This window comes from Arthrobacter sp. MDT1-49-2 (assembly GCF_059090185.1).
Genome location: NZ_JBNHFK010000004.1, coordinates 97,435 through 120,372, shown reverse-complemented (window position 1 = coordinate 120,372; position 22,938 = coordinate 97,435). Strand labels below are relative to the sequence as shown.

Annotated in this window: 19 protein-coding genes; 16 read left to right on the top strand and 3 right to left on the bottom strand. The window is 67.4% G+C overall.

Annotated features, from left to right (window positions below):
• The first annotated feature begins 11 nt into the window (after positions 1 to 11).
• The 4 genes from AC5RTS_RS07345 to AC5RTS_RS07330 all read left to right on the top strand — a co-directional run bounded on the left by AC5RTS_RS07345 (position 12) and on the right by AC5RTS_RS07330 (position 7,323).
• Entirely contained in the window at positions 12 to 5,624 is a 5,613-nt protein-coding gene (locus AC5RTS_RS07345; RefSeq protein WP_493991413.1) for a DUF6531 domain-containing protein, read from the top strand.
• Positions 5,625 to 5,712: 88 nt separating this feature from the next.
• Complete coding sequence (locus AC5RTS_RS07340) at positions 5,713 to 6,408, top strand: hypothetical protein (RefSeq protein WP_493991412.1); 696 nt, start codon at positions 5,713 to 5,715, stop codon at positions 6,406 to 6,408.
• A gap of 111 nt (positions 6,409 to 6,519) precedes the next feature.
• Positions 6,520 to 6,864, top strand: coding sequence for a hypothetical protein (locus tag AC5RTS_RS07335; protein WP_493991411.1), 345 nt, complete (start codon positions 6,520 to 6,522; stop codon positions 6,862 to 6,864).
• Positions 6,865 to 6,903: 39 nt separating this feature from the next.
• Positions 6,904 to 7,323, top strand: coding sequence for a hypothetical protein (locus AC5RTS_RS07330; RefSeq protein WP_493991410.1), 420 nt, complete (start codon positions 6,904 to 6,906; stop codon positions 7,321 to 7,323).
• Positions 7,324 to 7,466: 143 nt separating this feature from the next.
• On the opposite strand, the gene AC5RTS_RS07325 is transcribed toward AC5RTS_RS07330, so the two are convergent.
• Positions 7,467 to 7,934 carry an Lrp/AsnC family transcriptional regulator gene (locus AC5RTS_RS07325; protein ID WP_493991409.1) on the bottom strand — a complete coding sequence of 156 codons (468 nt, stop codon included), beginning with the start codon at positions 7,932 to 7,934 and terminating at the stop codon, positions 7,467 to 7,469.
• A 182-nt stretch (positions 7,935 to 8,116) separates the two neighbouring features.
• Here AC5RTS_RS07325 and pdhA point away from each other — a divergent pair, with 182 nt between their 5' ends.
• From pdhA to AC5RTS_RS07310, 3 genes are read left to right on the top strand one after another with little or no spacing between them, the layout of a single operon-like run.
• Positions 8,117 to 9,244 (top strand): pyruvate dehydrogenase (acetyl-transferring) E1 component subunit alpha, encoded by a 1,128-nt coding sequence (gene pdhA, locus AC5RTS_RS07320; RefSeq protein ID WP_493991553.1) that lies wholly within the window; start codon positions 8,117 to 8,119, stop codon positions 9,242 to 9,244.
• Complete coding sequence (locus AC5RTS_RS07315) at positions 9,241 to 10,266, top strand: alpha-ketoacid dehydrogenase subunit beta (protein WP_493991408.1); 1,026 nt, start codon at positions 9,241 to 9,243, stop codon at positions 10,264 to 10,266. The genes pdhA and AC5RTS_RS07315 overlap by 4 nt, the downstream gene beginning before the upstream one ends.
• Entirely contained in the window at positions 10,266 to 11,651 is a 1,386-nt protein-coding gene (locus tag AC5RTS_RS07310) for a dihydrolipoamide acetyltransferase family protein (protein ID WP_493991407.1), read from the top strand. Before AC5RTS_RS07315 ends, AC5RTS_RS07310 begins: the two co-directional genes overlap by 1 nt.
• A gap of 86 nt (positions 11,652 to 11,737) precedes the next feature.
• Here AC5RTS_RS07310 and AC5RTS_RS07305 read toward each other — a convergent pair whose 3' ends face one another.
• Positions 11,738 to 12,205, bottom strand: coding sequence for a GNAT family N-acetyltransferase (locus AC5RTS_RS07305; RefSeq protein WP_493991406.1), 468 nt, complete (start codon positions 12,203 to 12,205; stop codon positions 11,738 to 11,740).
• A gap of 73 nt (positions 12,206 to 12,278) precedes the next feature.
• Entirely contained in the window at positions 12,279 to 12,908 is a 630-nt protein-coding gene (locus AC5RTS_RS07300; protein ID WP_493991405.1) for a TetR/AcrR family transcriptional regulator, read from the bottom strand.
• A 141-nt stretch (positions 12,909 to 13,049) separates the two neighbouring features.
• On the opposite strand from AC5RTS_RS07300, the gene AC5RTS_RS07295 reads away from it, so the two are divergent.
• From AC5RTS_RS07295 to dxr, 9 genes are all read left to right on the top strand, one after another.
• Positions 13,050 to 14,654, top strand: a complete 1,605-nt coding sequence (locus tag AC5RTS_RS07295; RefSeq protein ID WP_493991404.1) for a carboxyl transferase domain-containing protein — start codon at positions 13,050 to 13,052, stop codon at positions 14,652 to 14,654.
• 6 nt (positions 14,655 to 14,660) lie between these two features.
• Positions 14,661 to 16,808, top strand: coding sequence for an acetyl/propionyl/methylcrotonyl-CoA carboxylase subunit alpha (locus tag AC5RTS_RS07290; protein ID WP_493991403.1), 2,148 nt, complete (start codon positions 14,661 to 14,663; stop codon positions 16,806 to 16,808).
• The gene (locus AC5RTS_RS07285) at positions 16,795 to 17,958 is read left to right on the top strand and encodes an acyl-CoA dehydrogenase family protein (protein ID WP_493991402.1); all 1,164 of its coding nucleotides are present in this window, start codon (positions 16,795 to 16,797) and stop codon (positions 17,956 to 17,958) included. Before AC5RTS_RS07290 ends, AC5RTS_RS07285 begins: the two co-directional genes overlap by 14 nt.
• Positions 17,959 to 17,986: 28 nt before the next feature.
• Positions 17,987 to 18,754 carry a CoA transferase subunit A gene (locus AC5RTS_RS07280; RefSeq protein ID WP_493991401.1) on the top strand — a complete coding sequence of 256 codons (768 nt, stop codon included), beginning with the start codon at positions 17,987 to 17,989 and terminating at the stop codon, positions 18,752 to 18,754.
• Position 18,755: 1 nt separating this feature from the next.
• Positions 18,756 to 19,397 (top strand): CoA transferase subunit B, encoded by a 642-nt coding sequence (locus AC5RTS_RS07275; protein WP_493991400.1) that lies wholly within the window; start codon positions 18,756 to 18,758, stop codon positions 19,395 to 19,397.
• Positions 19,387 to 19,935: a MaoC family dehydratase gene (locus AC5RTS_RS07270; RefSeq protein ID WP_493991399.1), complete on the top strand. Its 549-nt coding sequence runs from the start codon at positions 19,387 to 19,389 to the stop codon at positions 19,933 to 19,935. The genes AC5RTS_RS07275 and AC5RTS_RS07270 overlap by 11 nt, the downstream gene beginning before the upstream one ends.
• A 77-nt stretch (positions 19,936 to 20,012) precedes the next feature.
• Positions 20,013 to 20,825, top strand: coding sequence for an HpcH/HpaI aldolase/citrate lyase family protein (locus AC5RTS_RS07265; protein ID WP_493991398.1), 813 nt, complete (start codon positions 20,013 to 20,015; stop codon positions 20,823 to 20,825).
• 64 nt (positions 20,826 to 20,889) lie between these two features.
• Positions 20,890 to 21,567: an SDR family oxidoreductase gene (locus tag AC5RTS_RS07260; protein ID WP_493991397.1), complete on the top strand. Its 678-nt coding sequence runs from the start codon at positions 20,890 to 20,892 to the stop codon at positions 21,565 to 21,567.
• A gap of 82 nt (positions 21,568 to 21,649) precedes the next feature.
• A complete protein-coding gene (dxr, locus tag AC5RTS_RS07255) occupies positions 21,650 to 22,927 on the top strand; it encodes a 1-deoxy-D-xylulose-5-phosphate reductoisomerase (RefSeq protein ID WP_493991396.1) in 1,278 nt (425 codons plus the stop codon).
• Positions 22,928 to 22,938 lie beyond the last annotated feature (11 nt).

Below are 22,938 nucleotides of genomic sequence, written 5' to 3'. Positions count from 1 at the left end.
GACCCTGATTTATGTCCGAGTCTAAGTTTGTCGAAGTTCCGTTACTGCCGGAGGATGCGCAGGGACGGTTTGTCTACTCCGTAGCTGAAGAGCTTAAGCGGGCGTTTGACAACGCGGCGGCACGGATCGAGGGACAGGCAGGCTCCCGGGCATCGTTTGTGTCCACGGGTATCGAGGACTTCAAAGGCGTGTTCTCGGATATTTTCCAGGAGAATGCCGCGACGGCAGCGGCGGACGCCGTGAACCTGGCCGGGGCGCTTCGCACGGTCGCCCGATATGCCGGGGAGATGATCCCGCTGGCACGGGAAGAAGATGCCAGGCGCAGGGAAAACAATGAATGGGTCTGGCGGCACAACAACCGCAGCTGGCTGGAGGAAGTCGGCGACTGGATCTGGGGCGAAGGGGAGCGGCCCAACCAGGAACGGGGACCGGCACCTACCTTCGCGCCGGCTACCGCGGTCACCGGAAACCGCAGGACTCCGCCGTCCGGCAACGCCGGAGGCAACGGCGGCGGGACGTCCTCGGCACGGCCGTCGAACCTGCGAAGTTTCGCGGTGGGCGCCCGGGGCCTGGACGCAGAGCTGGTCGGTGCCCCCGGCAGCCTGGAAAGCCACCTCTCCACGTTCGCTGCTCAGTGCAACTGGGGAACCATCGACGCCGCGGGCGTCCTGCGCGCCTACCGCGCGTATCTGACCGCCAACGAAAACGACGCCCGATGGGCCATCACCGTTGCGGACGCCTTCGCCGCAGCCGGGGGAGACGGGAACGTTTCAACGCTTTCGGATGCAGCGCTGGCCGCTGCCCTGGCCGCAGCCGGTGTGGACACCAGCCGGAGCGCCCTGACTATAGACCCGCCCACCGCTGCCGGGGCGATCCCGACCACCGGATACGCCAATGATCCGGTGAACACGGCCACGGGTAACTTCATTGAACCGGAAACGGACCTGGCCTTCGCCGGGAAGGCATCCAATCTGGCCCTGACCCGGATGTACAACTCACTGCCCTCCGGACTCGAGGCCCCCGGTGTGTTCGGCCCCGGGTGGGCCTCGGTCCTGGACCAGCACCTGGTGCTCTCGGATGAGGGCTGCCGCTGGGTGCTGGCTGACGGCCGCGCCGTGGATTTCCCCCGCGAAGGCGAGGGCTGGGGACGTGCGGTGGGAGAGAACTATTGGATCACCCGCGAACCCGCAGCGGCTGCGTCACTGTCGGGCCTGGCCCTGCCCGAGGGGAGCACGGAACTGCTGGTGGTCCGGGACAACCAGGGCGCCTGGTGGGCCTACAGTCTCACCGGTGCGTGGCTCGGCGCCGGGCGCGGACCCGGCCGCACCGTCTCCGTCCACCACGAGGCTGCGCCGGACGGCGCCGACGACGACGGCGCCTCCGCCCGGGTGTCCAAGCTCGCCCATGCCTGCGGCCGGTTTATCGACGTGGACTACATCGACGGCCGTGCCGCGGTAGTGCACGCCTCGGACGGTCGGCGGGTCGAGTACGGCTACGACGACGCCGGCCGGCTCGTCTCCGTCACCACGGAGACCGGAACGCGGACGTACCGCTGGAACGAGCAGGGGTTGATCGACGCCGTCTACTCCGCCGCCGGTGTGCTGGAAGCGGAGAACACGTACGACGAGCAGGGCCGGGTCATCCTGCAGCTGACCCAGCACGGCCGCCGCACCCGCTTCGCCTACCTGCCCGGGCGGGTCACCGTGGTTTCGGATGAGGACGGCACCCGGTCCAACTCCTGGATCGCCGACGCCAAAGGCCGTCTCGTCGGCGTGCTGGATTCCCATGATCAGCGCCAGTCCATGGCCTATGACCGGTACGGCAACCTGGTGTCCTTCACTGAACGTGACGGGTCCGTCACGGTACATGCCTACGATGACCGCGGCCGGAAGATCCGGACCGTGACGCCCGAAGGCGCAGACCTGACCTACGGGTGGGACGAGATGGACCGGATCACCACGCTGGTGACTGAATCGGGCTCCGTCATCACCTATGAATACGCCGATGATCTGTCCCGTGACCCGTCGGTGATCCTCGATCCGCTGGGCGGGCGCACCGAACTGGCCTGGGACCGGGGGCTGCTGACCCGCGTTACCGACCCGGCCGGGGTGACCGTCGAGTTCGACTACGACGACTATGGGGACCTGATCGCCACCCGCAACGCCGTCGGGGACACGGCAAGGGTCCTCCGCGACCCGGCCGGCCGACCGGTGGCAGCCATTACCCCCTCGGGCGCCACCACCCGATTCACCTACAATGCTGCCGGGCTGCTGGTCCGGCGCGAGGACGCCGACGGAGCGGTCTGGTCCTTTGAGCATGACGCGGCGGGGCGGGTCACCGCGTCCATTGCCCCGGACGGGGGCCGTACCGAACTGGAATACGCGGCCAACGGCGAACTGGTCCGCACCATCGATCCGCTCGGCCGGGCCATTGAGCGGGTTTTCGACGAACTCGGCAACGTCACCGCAGCCATCCTGCCCGACGGAGCCCGCTGGGGCTTCACGCACGACACCCTCTCCCGGATCACCGGAATCACCGACCCGGCAGGGCACGACTGGATCCGGGAGTACGACAGGATCGGCAACCTCACCGCCGTCGTCGACCCGACGGGAGTCCGCTCGGAGGCGAGTACGGACCGGAAAACCGGCACGGCTGTTCTGTCGGATGCGTTCTCCACGTCCACCTACAGCTTCGACGAGTACGGCCGCCCCGTAAGGGCCGAAGCACCCGACGGCTCCGCGGAACTCATCACCTATGACGCAGCCGGCAACCCGGTCGAACTGGTAGACGGCGAAGGCGGGCTGACCCTGCTGGGACGGGATCTCTCCGGAAAGATCACCTCCATCACCTCGCCCTCAGGGGCGGTGACCCGGTACGAATACGATCTCTGCGGCCGGCCGTGGAAAGCGACGGACCCGCTGGGGGCGGTCACCGAACTGGTGTACGACGCCGATCAGCGCGTGGCAGCCCGGATCCTGCCCACCGGCGAAGCCGAAATGTTCGAGTACGACGCCGCCGGGCGCCTGGCATTGCGCGTCACGCCCGGAAACGGCGCAGCCCGCTACGGCTACGACAAGGCCGGCCGGCTGAATTTCTCCCAGGACTCCTGGTACGGCACCCGCCGGTTTAAATACAACACGGCCGGCGAGCTTATCGAGTCGGTCAACGGCTTGGGCGGGAGGACCCGGTTCGAGTACGACGTCCGGGGACGCCTGGTGCGGATCACCGATCCGTTGGGCGGCGTCACCGAACGAACGTACACGGACACTGACAGAGTCGCGTCGGTTCGGGACCCGCTGGGCCGGGTCACCACCTCAACCTACGACCCGGCCGGCCGGCAGCTCTCCCTGACCGACCCGGACGGGAACACAACCAGCTGGACCTATGGTCCCTCCGGAGCGCAGCTCGCCACCTCGTACAACGGCAGGCCGCTGGCCCGCATAGACCGGGACCCGTTGTCCCGGCGGGTTGTCATTGCGGACTTCACCGGCGAGGACGGGCTGGCCGTGGAGCATGAGCTCGGGTTCAACCGCCGGGGCCAGCTGACTTCCCGTACCCGCGGCGACCGGGGGCTCTCCTGGAGCTATGACGCGGACGGGCACCGCACGTCCTTTACCGACACCGTCGGTACCACCACCACTTACGTTCGTGACGCCGGCGGCCGCGTGAAAACCGTCCACAACCCCCGTCTGGGGGAGGCAGCGTTCACCTATGATCCGGCAGGACGGCTGGTTGCCGCCACCGCGGGTGCCCTGGTCCAGGAATGGCAATACCGCAACGGCTATCTGACCGAGCACACGCGCAGGATGGGCTCCGCTTCGGACGCCTCCGCGGACATCACCCTGATCGGCCGCGACGGAGACGGACGCATCACCGGCCTCACCCGGGCCGGAGCGGTGACCCGCTACGCCTATGACAACGCCGGCCAGCTGGCAGCTGCCGCCACCACCCGCGGCGAGGGGGCGGGGGCCTCCGCCCGTGCGCTGGTCTCGGAATGGCAGTACGACGCCGGCGGCCGCCTGATCCGGGAAATCACCCCGGCCGGTCCGCGGACGTATGCCTATGACGTCGCCGGGGAACTGACGTCCGTCACGGAGCCGGACGGGTCACGGACCGAGTACCTCTATGACGGGCTCGGCCGCCGGTCCCGGCTGATCGGTCCGGACGGGTCCTGGACCGAGTACGCCTGGAGCCCCACCGGGTTCCTCCGGGCCGCAGTTGACCGGGATCGTGACGGGACCGAGACGTCCCGGCACGAGGTGTGGGTGGATGCCCTGGGTGAGCTGGCTTCCGTGGACGGATGCCAGGCGTGGTGGGACACCGCCAACCCGGTCCCCACCTTGGCCGGAATCGACGGCGAGCAGGTGCTGAACCTGCCCGGCGGGATCACGGGTATCGGTGATGCGTGGACGGTGGCCGGCTGGCGGGCGGCCCGTCCCACGGACCAGGCCGACCCCTGGGCGGTCCTTGGAAGTCCGGTACTCCCTGAACCTGCTGGTGCAGCCGGTGTGGCTCCCGGACTGGCAGGGGAGCTGTCCGCAGGGATCCGGCTGACCGGCAACGGCGGCCTGGACATTGCGGGCCTGGAATGGCTGGGGGCCCGCGCCTATGACCCCGCTACGCGCGGTTTCCTGTCCACGGACCCGCTCGCACCGGTCCTGGGCGCGGGCTGGGACGGCAACCCGTATTCCTATGCGGGCAACAATCCGCTCAACACCACTGATCCCACGGGTCTGCGCCCGCTCACCGATGAGGATCTGAAGGCCTACGACGCGGCGAACGGCGGTGCGCTGGCGGCGGCGTGGGACTTCGTCAAGGAGAACAAGGACTACCTGATTGGCGGTGCCGCAATTGTCGGCGGGGCCGTCTTGATGTTCGTCCCCGGAGGTCAGGTCGTTGGCGCCGGTCTGATGAGCTTCGGCGCCGATGTCGTGATTCAGAAGGCGACGACGGGAGAAGTGAACTGGGCCCAGTCGGCAGCCATCGGCGTGACCGGCATGGTTGGCGGGGCGGGACTTGTCGCGTCCCGAACGGCCATGGCCACGTCCTCATCCTTGTCCAGGCTCGGCGGGTATGTAGCTGTCAACGCAGGGGTGAACGGAGCCACGGGTGCCGCAGCAGGCGGGCTCGCCTACGGCATCAAAAACGGAAGCAACGGCAGCTGGCGGGGGCTTGCCGGAGCGATGTTGGGCGGCGGAGTCAGCAGCGCCATCGGCGGGCTGGCCGGACCTGCCGGCGGCACCCTGGCCAAGGCCGGCGGACACTCCGCGTACACCCTTGCCAGCGGCACCGCCCGACAGACAGCACCGGCATTCTGGAGCCACACCGGGTTCGGAGCCGGCGGTTCGATTATCGGCATGGTTACGGACAAGGCTGTTACCGGAGGGGAGATCACTGCTTCGGACCTGGGCTGGTCGGGCGTCACCGGCGGTTTCCTGACCCATATGGGCGGGGGTCCCACCGCATCGAGCACCCTTTCCCAAGCTGCGCGGACAAACCCGTCCACATGGGAAGGTCTGCTGAGACAGGGGCCAAACGCCGCGGCCCTTGTACGCTCTGCCGGGCTGGGTGCCGGAACCACAAACATGCTAGACATTGGAAAGCACTTCCTACCGCAGAACTGAGGATATAAGAACTTTGAAAGGCTCCGCCTGGCTGCGCAATGTGGCCCCGTTTGCATGGCCGCGCTTAACGCTCGTTGCCCTTGGTTTAGTGGTACTTCTGGCCAGTATCTCGATCGCTGTCGGCGGGCCCCCGCCGGGCGAGGCCCTGGTCCTGCTTGCCGTCGGGCTGGCAGGCGGCGCCGCGGTGACGGGAAGCCTGCCGGCCGGCAGGGGACTGGCTGTGCTTGTTGTCCTGGTCGTGGCGGAGTACGTCCTCCTGGGGCAACTCTCCGAACCTTGGTCGTCCTTATCAGCCCTCATTATTCCTGCCAACGGTGGTGGAGCACTCCTAGGGCAGGTACTCAGCGAGGCGCGTGCGGTGAGGCGTCGCCCGGTGATTGTGGACGCCTGGGTCATCAACGGCCGCGAGGAAAAAAGCGCGGAGTTGGCAGAGGCTTCTGCGACCGGGGAGCTGTCGCGTTGGGACAGCAGGACGGGTGGCAGGTTTGTTGTCGGCCGCAACAACGGACGGTTTGAGGCCGTGGGCAATGCGGCGACAGGTTTCATAGTGCACTGCACCGCTGACTACCGTGACGACGCCGGCTGGCAGCTACTCGGCAGCCTGACGCGCCGGGACGAGAAGGAAATCCGGATGCCTTCCGGCCCTGCCTTTGCACCAGGCGGCGTCGTGGTTGACCTCGAGACCGTCAGCCAGGCGTTGCACGGCTTCTTCCATTACCGCGGTCCGGATCCGCGCCTTTCCTGGGTGTCCGGGGAGGACGTGCTGGACCTTCGGTACGGCTAGCGGGTGAAATCCTATGTCTGGCGCGGGCGGGGGAAATCGGGCGACCACCACCTGGGCAGGACGCCCCGCAAAAATGATGAACCGCCGAGCCATTTGACCCCGCAGGATCTAGTGCTGGGCAAAAAGGCCAGCCGATATCTTGACCTGCTGTGTCTGGTCGCCATAGCGGTCTGCACGGGGATAGCTGTCTTCGTGGCATTCAGCCTTCCGCTCGGGACACGCATGCCTTACAGCGGGCAGTTCAGCCGGAGCGGTATTCCCTGGCCCGTCGCTATGGGGGCAACGCTGCTGGTCCTTTTTGGGCTGTGGGGGTCCGGTAAGAAACCGGACGCGCACCATATGGGCAGGAAGGCGCGTTTTGGCGTGTACACCCTCGGAAGCGCAATGGTGGCCGGCTGCGTTATTGGTCAGTGGGTGATGGCCCGGTCGATACTGATTGAAGGTGGAGCATTCTAAAAACCCACGGGATCGACATACATGGACTTGGGGCCAGCGGTGAAAATTGAGAAGCAACCGGCGCCCGGGCCTGAACGCCCCGCCAGAGAGCTGAGCGAAGAGGACCTCCTGCTGGGAAAGAAAACGGTCAGGGTCATCGAAATCATGTGCCTGGCTGCCCTTGCGGTCTGCGCAGGTATTGCGGTTTTTGTTTTTGCGAGCGTCCCCCTGGATACCAAATTGCCGTACAACGGGCAGTTCGGCCGGAACGGGATTCCCATGCCCATCGCGATGCTTGCCGTCTTCCTGGTCCTTACAGGCCTGTGGAGGGCAACGAAGAAGCCGGATGCACACCACCTGAGCAAGGGCGCCCGTGTGAGGGTGCCGAGCCTCGGAGCCGTGCTGATCCTCGCCTTCGTCGGGGCGCAGTGGGCCATGGCGCATGCAATCCTGGTTGAAGCAGGGGTGTTAGCGGCCTAGCCGTTCATACGGATGTGAAGCTGTAAGGTTGTATCTCCTCATCGAATGAAGGCTGTCCCGACAACCGGGCGCTCACCACATGCGAGAGGCAGCATGCGCATTCCCCGGATATCCGGGGAGGACATGCCGGACTTTCGGCCAGATTAGCGCCCTGATCGCGGCTGCAGCAGGGGAGCGGCCCGCAGCGGGATCAGCTCACCCATGGCCAGATTGGTGTCACAGCGCTGCACCCCGTCCACCGCCAGTATCTGCTTGTTGATCCGGAACAGGTCCTCGGCGTCGGCGGCCACCACCCGCAGCAGGATGTCGGCATCCCCGGTGAGTCCGTGCGCTTCGGTGACTTCGGGAAGTTCCGCCAGATCCGCGGTGATCCGGGCAAGCGCCGGCTGATGGACATGCACGTGGACAAACGCCATCAGCGGATAACCGAGGGCAGCCGGGTTGATCCGGCGTTCGAACGGCAGGAACGCGCCCTTGCGTTCCAGACCCGCCAACCGGGCCTGCACAGTGTTGCGGGACAGGCCCAGTACGGCCGCCAACGCCACCGCCGTGCGCTGGGGATCTTCCGCCAGCGCCAGAAGCAGGCGGCGGTCGGTGGCGTCGAGGAGCATAGTGCGCAACGCTAGCACGCCCCCTGGCCGCTTTATAGGGCAGGATGCTCGGTCTTTCGGGGAATGGTTGTGCCACATGCCGGGTGTGAGTAGGGTCACATTACCCGGGCAATGGAGCCCGGGATCAGTTCGGCCCCGCCAACCCTGGGGCCCAACCCGGAAGGATACGAATCCCAGTGTCCCTGCATACCCCGGTGCGGCACCCGGAAAACTCCGGCAGTTCCCCCACCGATCCCTATGTCCAGCTCGTCGCACCGGACGGCACCCGCGTCCCCGATCCGATCTATGACCGCTGGGTCGAGGACATCGACGGCGCCCGGCTCCGCGAGCTCTATCTCGACATGGCGGTGATCCGGCGGATCGATACCGAAGCCACCGCCCTGCAGCGCCAGGGGGAGCTGGGCCTGTGGCCGCCGCTGCTCGGGCAGGAAGCCGCCCAGATCGGCTCGGCCCGGGCGCTGCGCACCTCGGACTTTGTGTTCTCCAGCTACCGCGAAAACGGCGTGGCGTATTGCCGCGGTGTGGGCATGGAGGACCTGATGCGCGTGTGGCGCGGCAACGCCGCCGCCGGCTGGGACCCGTATGCCGTGAATATGGCCCCCACCCAGGTGATCATCGGGGCCCAGGCCCTGCACGCCGCCGGGTTTGCCATGGGCATCACCCGCGATGGTACCGACGACGTCGCCATCAGCTACTTCGGTGACGGCGCCACCAGCCAGGGCGACGTCAATGAAGCCATGGTCTTCGCGGCGAGCTACACCTCACCGGTCATTTTCTTCTGCACGAACAACCAGTGGGCCATCTCTGAACCGGTGACCCTGCAGGCACAGGTGCCCATTGCCAACCGTGCGCCCGGCTTCGGGATCCCCTCCACCCGGGTAGACGGCAATGACGTCCTGGCCGTCATGGCCGCCACCCGGGAAGCGCTGGAACGTGCCCGCTCCGGGCACGGCCCGACCTTCATTGAGGCCGTCACCTACCGGATGGGCCCGCACACCACGGCCGATGATCCCACCCGTTACCGGGACGCAGCCGAACTGGACGCCTGGAAGGCCAAGGACCCGCTGAGCAGGATCGAGGCGCTGCTGACGCAGATGGGACTGTTCGGTGCCGACTTCGCCGCCGACGTCGCCGCCCGGACGGACGCGGCAGCGGCCGAACTACGTGCGGCGTGCCTCGGCATGCCGGACCCGGTGCCCGCGGATGTCTTCGCCCACGTCTATTCCGAACCGAACTCCTGGCTGGACCGCCAGCAGGAGCAGTACTCGCGCTACCTCAACGGTTTCGCGCCTGAGGAGAACCGCCCATGACCACCATGACTTTCGGCAAAGCCATCACTGCCGGTCTGCGGCGCGCGATGGAGAAGGATCCCAAGGTCCTGGTGATGGGCGAAGACGTCGGCAAACTCGGAGGCGTCTTCCGGATCACCGACGGGCTGCAGCAGGACTTCGGGCCCCAGCGGGTGGTGGACACCCCGCTGGCCGAATCCGGCATCATGGGGACCGCCGTCGGACTCGCGTTCCGCGGCTACCGCCCCGTGGTGGAGATCCAGTTCGACGGGTTCATCTACCCGGCCTTTGACCAGATCGTGTCCCAGGTAGCGAAAATGCACTACCGCACCAGAGGTGCCGTCTCGCTGCCGCTGACCATCCGCGTGCCGTTCGGCGGCGGCATCGGCTCACCGGAACACCACTCGGAATCACCCGAAGCGTACTTCACCCACACCTCGGGGCTGCGTGTCATCAGTGTGTCCAACCCGCAGGACGCCTACACCATGATCCAGCAGGCCATCGCCTCCAATGACCCGGTGCTCTATTTCGAGCCGAAGCGCCGCTACCACGTGAAGGGCGAGGTGGACCTGGCCGCGGAGCCGGAGCTGTCCATGGGCTCGGCACGGGTGCTGACCACCGGCACCGACGTCACCCTGGTGACCTACGGACCGCTGGTTCCCACCGCACGCGACGCGGCCGTGGCTGCTTCCGACGAGGGCGTCTCGGTGGAGGTCATCGACCTGCGCTCGCTGGCGCCCATCGACTTCGCCACCGTGGAGGCCTCCGTCCGGAAGACCGGCCGCCTGGTGATCACCCATGAAGCCGCGCAGTCCGGCGGGCTGGGGGCAGAGATTGCCGCCAGCATCACCGAGCGCTGCTTCAACTACCTCGAGCACGCACCGGTACGGGTCACCGGCTTCGACATCCCGTATCCGCCGGCACGGCTCGAATCCCACCATCTGCCGGACCTGGACCGGATCCTGGACGGGGTGGACTGTGTGCTGGACCGGCCCAGTTCCCTCACCGCCCCCATCCTCACCGCTGTGCCGGCGGTGGGCTGATGCTGCGGGAATTCCGCCTCCCGGATCTGGGGGAGGGGCTCACTGAGTCCGAAATCGTGAACTGGTACGTCGCCGTGGGGGACAGCGTCCAGCTGAACCAGGTGATCGCCGACGTCGAGACAGCCAAGGCGGTGGTCGAACTGCCCTCGCCGTATGCGGGTGTGGTGGCACGGCTGCACGAACAGCCCGGGACCGTGGTGGAGGTGGGCTCGCCGATTGTCTCCTTCGAAGTACCGTCCGGTGACGCCCCCGAAGAGGCGGACGCCGGTCCGGCCGGTGAGGCGCCCGCCAAGCGGGAACCGAACCTGGTGGGCTACGGCGCGATGCCGGATGCCGCGGGGCGCCCGGCACGGCGCCGGCGGTCCGTCCCGGTGGAGCCGGCGGCCGGGGTGCCCCAGGACCAAGTGCCGCCCGTCCCGACGGCCGCCCCGGTTTCAATCTCCGTCACGGAACCGCCCCGGCCTGCCGAACCCGCGCAGGAACGTCCCCGCTCCACCCCGCCGGTCCGCAAGCTGGCCCGGGATCTTTCCGTGGACCTCACCCAAGTGCGCGGAACGGGGCCCGGCGGGCTGGTGGTGCGTGCCGACGTCGTACGCGCCGCCTCACCGGCAGCCACACTCGACGCGGTGCAGATCATGGCGGCAGAGGCGGTGGAGCCGGTGTCCGGACCGGCAGCGGACCCGGGCCGCGAGGAACGGATCCCCGTCTCGGGTATCCGCAAGCACACCGCCGCCGCCATGGTGGCCAGTGCCTTCACGGCCCCGCACGCAACGGTTTTCCTGACCGTGGATGTCACCGCAAGCATGGACCTGCTGGCCCGGCTCCGTAAGCAGCCGGCCTTTGACGGGGTCAAGCTCTCCCCGCTCACCCTTGCCGCCAAGGCCGTCTGCCTGGGACTGAAGCGTTTCCCGGCGCTGAACTCACGCTGGGATGAGCCGGCCCGGGAGATCATCCGGTACAACTACGTGAACCTGGGCATTGCCGCTGCCACACCGCGGGGGCTGATGGTTCCCAACATCAAGGACGCACAGGCCCTCAGCCTGCACGGACTCGCCGCGGCGGTGACAGAGCTGGCACAAACGGCACGGGAGGGAAAGACAACGCCTGCCGCGCTGACCGGCGGAACCATCTCCATCTCCAACGTGGGGGTGTTCGGCGTGGATGCCGGAACCCCGATCCTGAATCCCGGGGAGGCCGCGATCCTGGCCCTCGGGGCTGTCCGGCGGCAGCCGTGGGAGTACAACGGAGAGATCGCGCTGCGGCAGGTCATGACGCTGAGTCTCTCCTTCGACCACCGGCTGGTGGACGGGGAACAGGGGGCAGGGTTCCTCAGCGACGTAGGCGCGGTGCTGGCCGAACCGGCACTGGCCCTGGCTCTGATGTAACCCGCCGGCACGGCAAAGGCGAAGGGCCCGTTCCGGTGCGGAACGGGCCCTTCGCCGTGGCGGGCAACTGCCTGGGAACGCCCGAACTAGTTCAGTTCGAGCTCGAGTTCGCGGACCACGGTGCCGCGGGCATTGGCGAAACCGCGGGCCTCGCCGATGACCGTGAAGCCGTATTTTTCGAGGATGCGGATGGAGCTGACATTGTCCGCAACGGCGCGGGCGCGGATGGGACGCTCCGTGAACTCCTCGAGGAACAGGCCGACGGCGGCCGTGGTGATGCCCTGGCCCCACCGCGCCTTGTCGATCCAGTAGCTGATCTCGGGAATGTCGCCGTCCCGGTAGGCAAGGATGCTGCCCACTACTTCGCCGTCGGACACGATGGTCCGGACAGTGATGCTCTCGTCATTGAGGATGCTCTGCCAGTGGTGGTCAAAGACCCCGCGGTCCGCCGGGTTCTTGGCGGTGAATGCCGCCATATGGTTGGCGCTGGGGTCCAGCTGGTGGGAGAAAAACTCCTCCAGGTCGGCGGGAACTACGGCACGAAGCTCGATCACAGCAGGTCTTTCTGCTCGGGGGATTTGTTGTCAGCCTACAAGGAGGGTTTGCCCGGAACGGACAAATGGAAAACTACTTGGCGTTCAGGGCAGCCCACGCCATCCTATCGAGGAGCGAGCGCAGTTTTGCCGTCTCGCGGGCACTGGTGCGGCCGTGGACGGTGTGGGAGGTGGAATTGATCAGCCCGAAAACGCCCTGCGCCCGGTGACGCAGCAGCGGCAGGTCCGAGCCGGGGTGCAGGGCCGAGAGCGCGTCCACCCACACTTCCACGTACTGGCGCTGCAGGGAGCGGACGGTCCGTTCATCGTTTTCGGGCAGGCTGCCCAGATCACGGTCCTGGACCCGGATGACATCCGCCTGGCGAAGGGCGAAGTCCACCTGGAATTCGACCAGTCCGCGAAGGGCGATCTCCGGTGTCGCGGATTCCGCGACCACCGCCTTCCCGCCTTCGAGCAGGTCCCGGCTCACGCCTACCAGCAGGGCGGAGAGGACGGCGGGCTTGCCGCTGAAGTGGCGGTACACGGCGGGACCGCTGACACCGGCCGCGGCGCCCAGCTCCTCGATGGACACGCCGTTGTAGCCGCGCTCCGCGAACAGGGAAGCCGCCGCGTCGAGCATGGCGGCCCGTCGTGAGGCCTTGGCGAGGCTGCGCCCGGTAATCCGGGGAGCCTCCGTTTCTGTGTCATGTTTTGCTGCGTCCATTCCCACCCTTCCGATTGGACCGCATATTTCTCTCCATTCTGGTGGACAGACCAGTTAATAACCAATAACCTAACTTGGGTTAGTGGTTATTAACTTGGGCTTTAGGTCTTTTGACCCTCGCAACTCGGCAGAAAGACGTCAATGGAGACACTGAAATCCGGGCTCGACACGGCAGGCAGCGGCTTCGCCAAAAACGCCGCCGCACAGCAGGAGCTGGCAGCGGAACTTCGTTCCCGGCTGGCGGCAGCAGCGCTGGGCGGCCCCCAGCGGTCTCGGGAACGCCATACCGGGCGAGGCAAGCTGCTGCCCCGGGACCGCGTGACGCGGCTGCTGGATCCCGGCAGCCCCTTCCTGGAGATCGCACCGCTGGCCGCCGAAGACATGTACGACGGTGAGTGCCCCGGTGCCGGGCTGATCGCGGGCATCGGCCGGGTCTCCGGCAGGCAGGTGATGGTGTTGTCCAACGACGCCACGGTCAAGGGCGGCACCTACTACCCGATGACCGTCAAGAAACACCTCCGCGCGCAGGAAATCGCCCTGGAGAACCGGCTGCCCTGCATCTACCTGGTGGACTCCGGCGGAGCGTTCCTGCCCCGGCAGGACGAGGTCTTCCCGGACCGGGAGCACTTCGGCAGGATCTTCTTCAACCAGGCACAGATGTCCGCCCGGAAGATTCCGCAGATTGCGGCCGTGCTGGGTTCCTGCACCGCCGGCGGCGCCTACGTTCCGGCCATGAGCGATGAAACCGTGATTGTGCGCAACCAGGGCACGATCTTCCTGGGCGGCCCCCCGCTGGTCAAAGCGGCCATCGGCGAGATTGTCACGGCCGAGGAACTCGGCGGCGGAGACGTGCATTCACGCATCAGCGGCGTCACCGACCATCTGGCCGAAAACGATGCCCATGCGCTGGAAATTGTCCGCAGCATTGTGGAGACCTTCCCGCAGCAGCGCCCCGCGGAGGACCTCATTGAGACCCGACCGCCGGCCGAGGACCCGGCCGAGATCTACGGTGTGGTCCCCACCGACCTGCAGACACCCTACGATGTCCGCGAACTCATTGCCCGGCTGGTGGATGCCAGCGAGTTCCACGAATTCAAGAAGGAATACGGCACCACCCTGGTCACCGGGTTCGCCCGGCTGCACGGCCACCGGATCGGAATTGTGGCGAACAACGGGGTGCTTTTCAGCGAATCTGCGCTCAAGGGTGCGCACTTCATCGAGCTCTGCGACCAGCGCGGCATTCCCCTGGTGTTCCTGCAGAACATTTCCGGGTTTATGGTCGGCCGGGATTACGAGGCAGGCGGCATCGCCAAAAACGGCGCCAAGATGGTGACCGCCGTGGCCACGGCCCGGGTGCCGAAGCTGACCGTGGTGGTGGGCGGCTCCTTCGGGGCCGGCAACTATTCCATGTGCGGGCGGGCCTACTCGCCGCGCTTCATGTGGATGTGGCCCGCCGCCCGTATTTCCGTGATGGGCGGGGCGCAGGCCTCTTCGGTCCTGGCCACGGTCAAGCGCGACCAGCTTGAGGCCCGTGGCGAGGAGTGGCCGGCGGAGGAGGAAGAAGCCTTCAAAGCGCCCATCCGGGAGACCTACGAGGCGCAGGGAAGTCCGTATTACTCCACTGCGCGGCTGTGGGACGACGGCATTATCGATCCGCTTGACACCCGCACCGTCCTCGGCCTGGCCCTTGATGTCTGCGCCAACGCCCCGCTGCCGGAGACCTCCTTCGGCCTGTTCCGGATGTGAGTCCCTATGAGAACCTTTGACGCTCCGCTCTTCGACACGGTCCTGGTGGCCAACCGCGGCGAAATCGCCTGCCGCGTGATCCGCACCCTGCGGCAGCTCGGTATCCGCTCCGTGGCGGTCTACAGCGATGACGACGCCGGTGCCCGCCACGTCCGGGAGGCGGACACGGCGGTCCGGCTGGGGCCGGCGCCTGCCAGGCAGAGCTACCTGTCCGTGGAGGCCGTCCTGGCCGCCTGCCGCAGTACCGTGGCGCAGGCAGTGCACCCCGGCTACGGATTCCTCAGTGAAAACGCAGACTTCGCCCGGGCCCTGGCCGAGGCCGGCATTACCTTCATCGGCCCGGGAGTGCACTCCCTGGACCTGATGGGGGACAAGATCCGGGCCAAGAACCACGTCCAGGCGCACGGTGTGCCGGTGGTTCCCGGCATCGCCGAGCCGGGGCTGGACGATGAGCAGCTGCTGGCAGCGGCAGCCGAGGTCGGGTATCCAATCCTGATCAAGCCCTCGGCCGGCGGCGGAGGCAAAGGCATGCAGGCGGTGGAGCAGCCAGGGGACCTGCCGGCGGCACTGCAGACCGCCCGCCGGGTGGCGGCCTCCGCCTTCGGTGACGACACGCTGTTCCTGGAGCGCCTTGTCTCCTCGCCCCGGCACATTGAAGTGCAGATCCTCGCGGATACCCACGGCAACGTCATCCACCTGGGTGAACGGGAATGCTCGCTGCAGCGCCGGCACCAAAAGGTCATTGAGGAAGCACCGTCGGTACTGCTGGATGCCGCCACCCGGGAACGCATCGGCCAGGCCGCCTGCGACGCCGCGCGTTCCGTGGACTACACCGGGGCCGGTACCGTCGAGTTCCTGGTCTCGGACGCGTCGCCGGACGAGTTCTTTTTTATGGAGATGAATACCCGGCTGCAGGTGGAACACCCCGTGACGGAAATGGTCACCGGGGTGGACCTGGTCGCGGAGCAGATCAGTATTGCCGCCGGGCGCCCGCTGTCACTCAAACAGGAGGACGTGGTCCTGACCGGGCACGCCGTGGAGGCCCGCATCTACGCGGAGGATCCCGCACGGGACTTCCTGCCGACCTCGGGCTCCGTGCAGTGGCTCAGCGAACCCTCCGGTGAGGGCATCAGGGTGGATTCCTCCCTGCTGCCCGGGCTGGCGGTGTCCTCCAGCTATGACCCGATGCTGGCAAAGGTCATTGCCTGGGGCCCGGACCGTGCCGCCGCACTGGCGCGGCTGGACTCGGCGCTGGCCGGAACCGCCGTTCTGGGCATCGGCACCAATGTGGAGTACCTGCGGCTGCTGCTGGCGGACCCGGACGTGCGGGCCGGACGGCTGGACACCACGCTGATCCAGCGCAGGCTGCCGGAGCTCCGCTTCCGCAGCGCCCAGGACCCGGAGCTGGCCGCGGCAGCACTGCTGCACCTGCACTCCCTGGCCAGCCCTGCCTCACCCTGGCAGCGTGCCGACGGATGGCGGGTGGGCGGAGCCGTTGAACTGCCCCTCACCTTCGCCGCGCCCTCGCCGGAAGGCACGGATGTCGAGGTGGGCGTCACCGGCACTGCGGCCGGGGCCCGCATCCGGATTGCCGGAGGCCCGGTGCGCAGCGCCGCATTGCTGGACCCGCCGCCACTGACCGGACGCACCTTCACTTCAGGCAGCCGGGTGCAGCTGAGCCTGGACGGCGTGCTGCACACCTTCACGGTGGCGGCCGAACCCGGCTCCGGCGCGCTCTGGCTTGCCGGATACGCAGAAACCGGACCGTTCACCGTGCGCCTGCGCCTCCGCTCCCGCCGTGAACAGCTCGAACGCCAGCTCGCCGAGGCAGGGCGGGAGGCCGGTGCCGCTGACCCGGTGGTGCGCTCGCCGATGCCTGGGACGGTAGTGGCCGTCGCCGTGGCCGACGGCACCCGCGTCAGCGCCGGGGACCCGCTGCTGAGCGTGGAAGCCATGAAGATGGAGCACCAGCTGCGCGCCCCGATGGACGGCGTTGTCAGCCTCAGCCTCGCTCCGGGGGACCTGGTCAAGGCGGACCAGGTCCTGGCCACCCTCATCCCCGAGCCCGGCGGTGCCGGCCCCGGTACCCCCGAACCCAGCACAGGTCCTGCCACGGCCGAAACCCCCGAAGGAGCAGACAATGCCCGACTTTGAACTCAGCGAGGAATACCAGGACCTCTCGGACACGGTGCGTGATTTCGCCGATGAGGTCATCGCCCCCGTCGCCGCCCAGCACGACGCCGAACACAGCTTCCCCTACAAGGTGGTGGCCCAGATGGGCGAGATGGGCCTGTTCGGGCTCCCCTTCCCGGAGGAGTACGGCGGCATGGACGGCGACTACTTCGCACTGGCGCTTGCCCTGGAGCAGATTGCCCGGGTGGACCAATCGGTGGCCATCACCCTGGAGGCAGGTGTATCGCTTGGCGCGATGCCCATCTACCGCTTCGGCAACGAGGCACAGAAGCAGCAGTGGCTGCCCCTGCTGGCCAGCGGCGAGGCGCTCGCCGGCTTCGGCCTGACCGAAAGCGAAGCGGGGTCCGACGCCGGCGGCACCAAAACCACCGCCCGGCTCGAAAACGGGGAATGGGTGATCAACGGCAGCAAGGAGTTCATCACCAACTCCGGCACCGACATCACCCGCCTGGTCACCGTTACCGCCGTCACCGACACGGTGACGGAAGCGGACGGCACCTTCCGGAAAAAGATCTCCACCATCCTGGTGCCAACGGACACGCCCGGTTTCACCGCCGAGAAGCCGTACAACAAGGTGGGCTGGAACGCCTCGGACACCCACCCGCTGACCCTCACCGACGTCCGGGTGCCGGAGGCCAACCTGCTGGGAGCCGCGGGCCGCGGGTTCGCGAACTTCCTGCAGATCCTCGACGAAGGCCGCATCGCCATTGCGGCCCTCGCCACGGGTGCCGCACAGGGCTGCGTGGAGGAATCCCTGAAGTATGCCAAGGAACGCTCCGCCTTCGGAGCGCCCATCGGCACCTATCAGTCCATCTCCTTCAAGATCGCCCGGATGCAGTCCCGCGCGCACACCGCCCGGCTGGCCTACTACGACGCCGCCGCCCGGATGCTGGCCGGCAAACCGTTCAAGACCCAGGCCGCCATGGCCAAGATGATCGCCGGCGAGGCGGCCATGGACAACGCCCGCGACGCCACCCAGATTTTCGGCGGCTACGGCTTCATCAACGACTTCCCCGTGGCCCGGCACTACCGGGATTCAAAGATCCTGGAAATCGGCGAAGGAACTACTGAGGTGCAGCTGATGCTGATTGCCCGCAGTATGGGCCTGTGAGGATGAGGAACAAGGAAGGGAACAGGTCATGATCGACAAGGTGTACCCCAGCGCGGCGGCCGCCGTGGCGGACATTCCCGACGGGGCGTCCCTCGCCGTGGGCGGCTTCGGCCTGTGCGGCATCCCGGTGGCGCTGATCGACGCACTGCATCTCCAGGGCACCACGGACCTGGAAACGGTGAGCAACAACTGCGGGGTGGATGACTGGGGCCTGGGCCGGCTGCTCGCGGACCACCGCATCCGCCGCACCGTCAGTTCCTACGTGGGGGAGAACAAGGAGTTTGCCCGTCAGTTCCTGTCCGGGGAACTCGAAGTGGTGCTCACGCCCCAGGGCACGCTGGCGGAGAAGCTGCGAGCGGGGGGAGCGGGCATCCCGGCCTTTTATACCCCGGCCGGTGTGGGCACACAGGTTTCCGAAGGCGGCCTGCCGCAGAAGTACGACGCCGAAGGCCTCGTGGCGCTCGCCTCGGAACCTAAGGAGGTGCGCAGCTTCAACGGCGCGGACTACGTGCTCGAAGAATCCCTGACCCCGGATTTCGCCCTGGTGCATGCCGCCAAGGGGGACCGGCACGGGAACCTGGTCTTCCACGCCACGGCCATGAACTTCAACCCGCTGTGTGCCACTGCCGGCAGGATCACCATTGCCGAGGTGGAGGAACTGGTGGAACCCGGAGAACTGGATCCGGAGCACGTGCACGTCCCGGGCATCTTCGTGCAGCGCGTGGTGCTGGCACCGGACGTGGAGAAGCGCATCGAGAAACGCACCGTGAGCACCCCGACCAACAAGGAGGCCTGAAATGGCACTGAGCAGGCATGAACTCGCCGCGCGGGTGGCACGCGAGCTGCACGACGGCGAATACGTCAACCTGGGGATCGGCATGCCCACCCTGATCCCCAACTACATCCCCGACGGAGTGGAAGTGGTGCTGCACTCCGAAAACGGCATCCTCGGCGTCGGACCCTATCCCTCCGAGGAGGCACTGGACCCGGACCTGATCAATGCCGGCAAGGAGACTGTCACCGTGAACCGCGGTGCCTCCTTCTTCGACTCAGGCGCTTCCTTCGGTATGGTGCGCGGCGGCCACGTGGATGTGGCCGTGCTCGGCGCCATGGAAGTGGCGGCCAACGGCGACCTCGCCAACTGGATGGTTCCGGGCAAGATGGTCAAGGGCATGGGCGGAGCCATGGACCTTGTCTTCGGCGCCAAACGGGTGATCGTCATGATGGAACACGTGGACCGGTCCGGACAGCCCAAGATTGTGACCGACTGCTCCCTGCCCCTGACCGGCAAAGGCTGCGTCGACCTGATCGTCACGGACCTGGCGGTCATTGAGGTGGGACCGGAGGGGCTGGTACTGCGCGAGACCGCCCCCGGCGTCAGCGTGGAGGACGTAGTGGCGGCAACGGGCGCCCCGCTGGAGGTGACCCATGCGCTCTGAGTCAACCGCCGGGGAAGGCACCGGAGTCACCACCGAACCGAAGGTGGTCATCCAGCGGGGGTTGTTCCTGGACGAGCTCGAAGCAGGAACGGTGTACCTGCACCGGCCGGGCCGCACGGTCACCGAGGCGGACAATGTCCTGTTCACCACGCTGACCATGAACAACCAGGGGCTGCACCTGGACGCCGCCTTCAGCGCCTCGGCGCCGTTTGGGCAGCGGCTGGTCAACTCCATGTTTACGCTCTCCACCATTGTGGGGCAGTCCGTGGGACAGCTGACGCAGGGCACCCTGGTGGCCCAGCTGGGTATGACGGACATCAGGTTCCCGCATCCGCTGTTCCACGGTGACACCCTGTACGGCGAAACCCTCGTGGCCGGTACCCGGCTCTCTGCCTCCCGGCCCGGGCAGGGGATCGCGGAGTTCGAGCACACCGGCCGGAACCAGGAGGGCGAGGTGGTGGCCACCTTCCGGCGCACCGCGCTGATGTGGACGTCCGAAGGGTTTGCCGCGCAGGAACTGCCGGCCGGACCGCGATAGGTTGTAAGCGCACAGCAGTGACAGGTGTGACTGCTGTGCAGGAAAACCGGTAATCGGAATATCGAGGAGTTCAGCCAATGACCACCTTCCCCATGGGACCCGCACTGCTCTTCTGCCCGGGGGACCGGCCGGAACGTTTCGGCAAGGCCGCCGAGCGGGCTGACGCCGTCATCGTGGACCTGGAGGACGCCGTGGCCCCGAGGGATAAGGACGCTGCCCGGAAGAACCTGCTGGCCGCGGAGCTGGACCCGGCAACCACCATCGTGAGGGTCAACCCGCTGGGCACGGAGGACTTCGCCAAGGATCTTGCCGTCCTGCAGGAAACCCCGTACCGCACCGTGATGCTGGCCAAAACGGAGGACGCCGCTGCCGTCGCCGAGGCGCTCGCAGGCTTCAGCGTGGTGGCACTGCTGGAAACCGCCCTCGGCGTCGTGCGGGCGGCGGAGATTGCCGCCGCGGAGAACGTGGCAGCGCTGATGTGGGGCGCCGAGGACCTGCTGGCGTCCCTCGGCGGGGAATCCAGCCGCCGCGATGACGGTTCCTACCGCAGCGTTGCGGTCCAGGCCCGGTCCGCGGTGCTGCTGGCCGCCGGAGCCTTCGGCAAGGGAGCCATCGACTCGATCTACGGAAACATCCCCGATATCGAAGGGCTGGAACTGGAGACCAAGGACGCCGTTGCCTCGGGATTCGCGGCCAAGGCCTGCATCCACCCGGGACAGGTGGCGGCGGTACGCGCCGCCTACGCTCCGGACCCGGCGGACGTGACCTACGCCGAGCAGGTCCTCGCGGAAGCCAAAAACCACGGCGGAGTCTTCAACTTCCGCGGCAACATGATCGACGGTCCGCTGCTGAAGCAGGCCGAGCAGACGCTGCGGCGGGCCCGCTCCTAGTGCGCGCCCGGCAGCCCGCTCCCGGCGAAGGGAATCATCCGCAGACGGGAACCGTTGAGCTGACATGCGCATAGTCATAGCAGGAGCCCACGGAAGAATCGCCCGCGAACTCGGACGCCTGCTGGCCGCAGACGGCCACGATGTCGCCGGGCTGATCCGCAATCCGGAACAGGCAGCGGACCTGGAACACGACCAGGTTGCCCCGGTTGTGCTGGATCTGGAGAACAGCACCCTGGAAGACCTGGTGCAGGTGCTCACCGGCGCCGACGCTGCGGTGTTTGCCGCCGGAGCGGGCCCCGGCAGCGGTGCCGCCCGGAAGGACAGTGTGGACCGAGCCGCTGCCGTGCTGCTGGCCGAAGCGGCCGAGCAGGCCGGTGCCGGCCGTTTCCTCCAGGTCTCCTCAGCCGGGCTGGACGCCGTTCGGGACGGCCGGCGGCCGGAGGAGCTGGACGAGGTGATGTACGCGTACCTGGTGGCCAAACTGGCCGCGGAAGAAGACCTGATGGCACGCAGCCAGCTGGACTGGACCATCGTCCGCCCGGGGGTCCTTACCAATGACGCAGGGGAGGGGCTGGTGGAACTGGCACCGGACGTGCCCTACGCATCGATCCCGCGCCACGACGTCGCCGCCGTCCTGGCTGAATTGCTGCGCACCGGCGCCGGCGTCCACCAGGCACTGGGTCTGGTCACAGGAACCACACCCATCCCTGACGCCGTACAGGCACTGCAGCCCGGCAGGTAACCCCGGCCGGGCCGGATGCGCGACTCGGACGCAGCGGCATCGGTATCCCGCCCGGGCCGGCACACTGGGGGATACTGGAACCATGCAGCAGACGCCCAGCACCACGTCCAGCACCCCCTCGAGCAGCGCCGGCAGCCCGGCCTACGACTATGTTCTCGACCACCGCTCCGAGCCGGACGCCGGAGTGCCCCGACGGGTGGTCCTGCTCGGATCCACCGGATCCATCGGCACGCAGGCCATCGACGTTGCAGACGGTGCGCCGGAGCGGTTCCGCATTGTGGCGCTGGCCGCCGGGGGATCCAACCTGGATTTGCTGGCCCGGCAGGCCGTCCATACCCGGGCCGAAGCCGTGGGCTGCGCCGCCGTCGACCTGCCTACCCTGCGCCGGCATATCGGCGAGGCCGCTGCGGCCGACGGCGTCACCGGGTATGACCCGGAACTTTTCGTCGGCGGGTCCGCGGCCACCGCTGTTGCCGCCTGGCCCGAAGCAGACGTCGTCCTGAACGGCATCACCGGATCCATCGGCCTGGAACCCACACTGGCTGCTTTGGCCGCGGGTCACCTCCTTGCCCTGGCGAACAAGGAATCCCTGATTGTGGGCGGCGAGCTGGTGAAGGCGGCCGCCGCTCCCGGCCAGCTCGTCCCCGTGGACTCCGAACATTCCGCCCTCGCCCAGGCGCTGCGCTCGGGCACCTACCAGGAGGTGGACCGGCTGGTGGTCACGGCCTCGGGCGGCCCGTTCCGCGGCCTTAGGCGCGCAGACCTGGCCAACGTCACTCCGGAGCAGGCACTGGCGCACCCGACCTGGAAAATGGGCCGCATGGTCACCACCAACTCGGCCACCATGGTGAACAAGGCGCTGGAGGTCATCGAGGCGCACCTGCTCTTTGATATCCCGCTGGAGCGGATCGACGTTGTGGTCCATCCGCAGTCAATCGTGCACTCCATGGTCCAGTTTGTAGACGGATCCACTATTGCCCAGGCCTCGCCGCCGGATATGCGGCTGCCGATTGCCCTGGGCATGGGCTGGCCGCACCGCGTGCCCGGTGCAGCCACTCCCTGCGACTGGACCAAAGCCACGGAATGGACGTTCGAGCCGTTGGACGAGGAAGCGTTCCCGGCCGTCGCACTGGCCAAACGCGCCGCCGCAGCCGGCGGAACCGGTATGGCCGTCTACAACGCGGCCAATGAGGAAGCCGTGGACGCGTTCCACGACGGACTCATCGGGTTCACAGACATAGTTGATACGATCGCCGCCGTGCTGGAAGAGTCCCCGGACTCCGGGCCGCTCACCCTTGAATCGCTGCTGGCGGCGGAGAAGTGGGCACGCGGTGCTGCACGGGCTCGTTGTGGAAGATAGCGGGTCCCTGA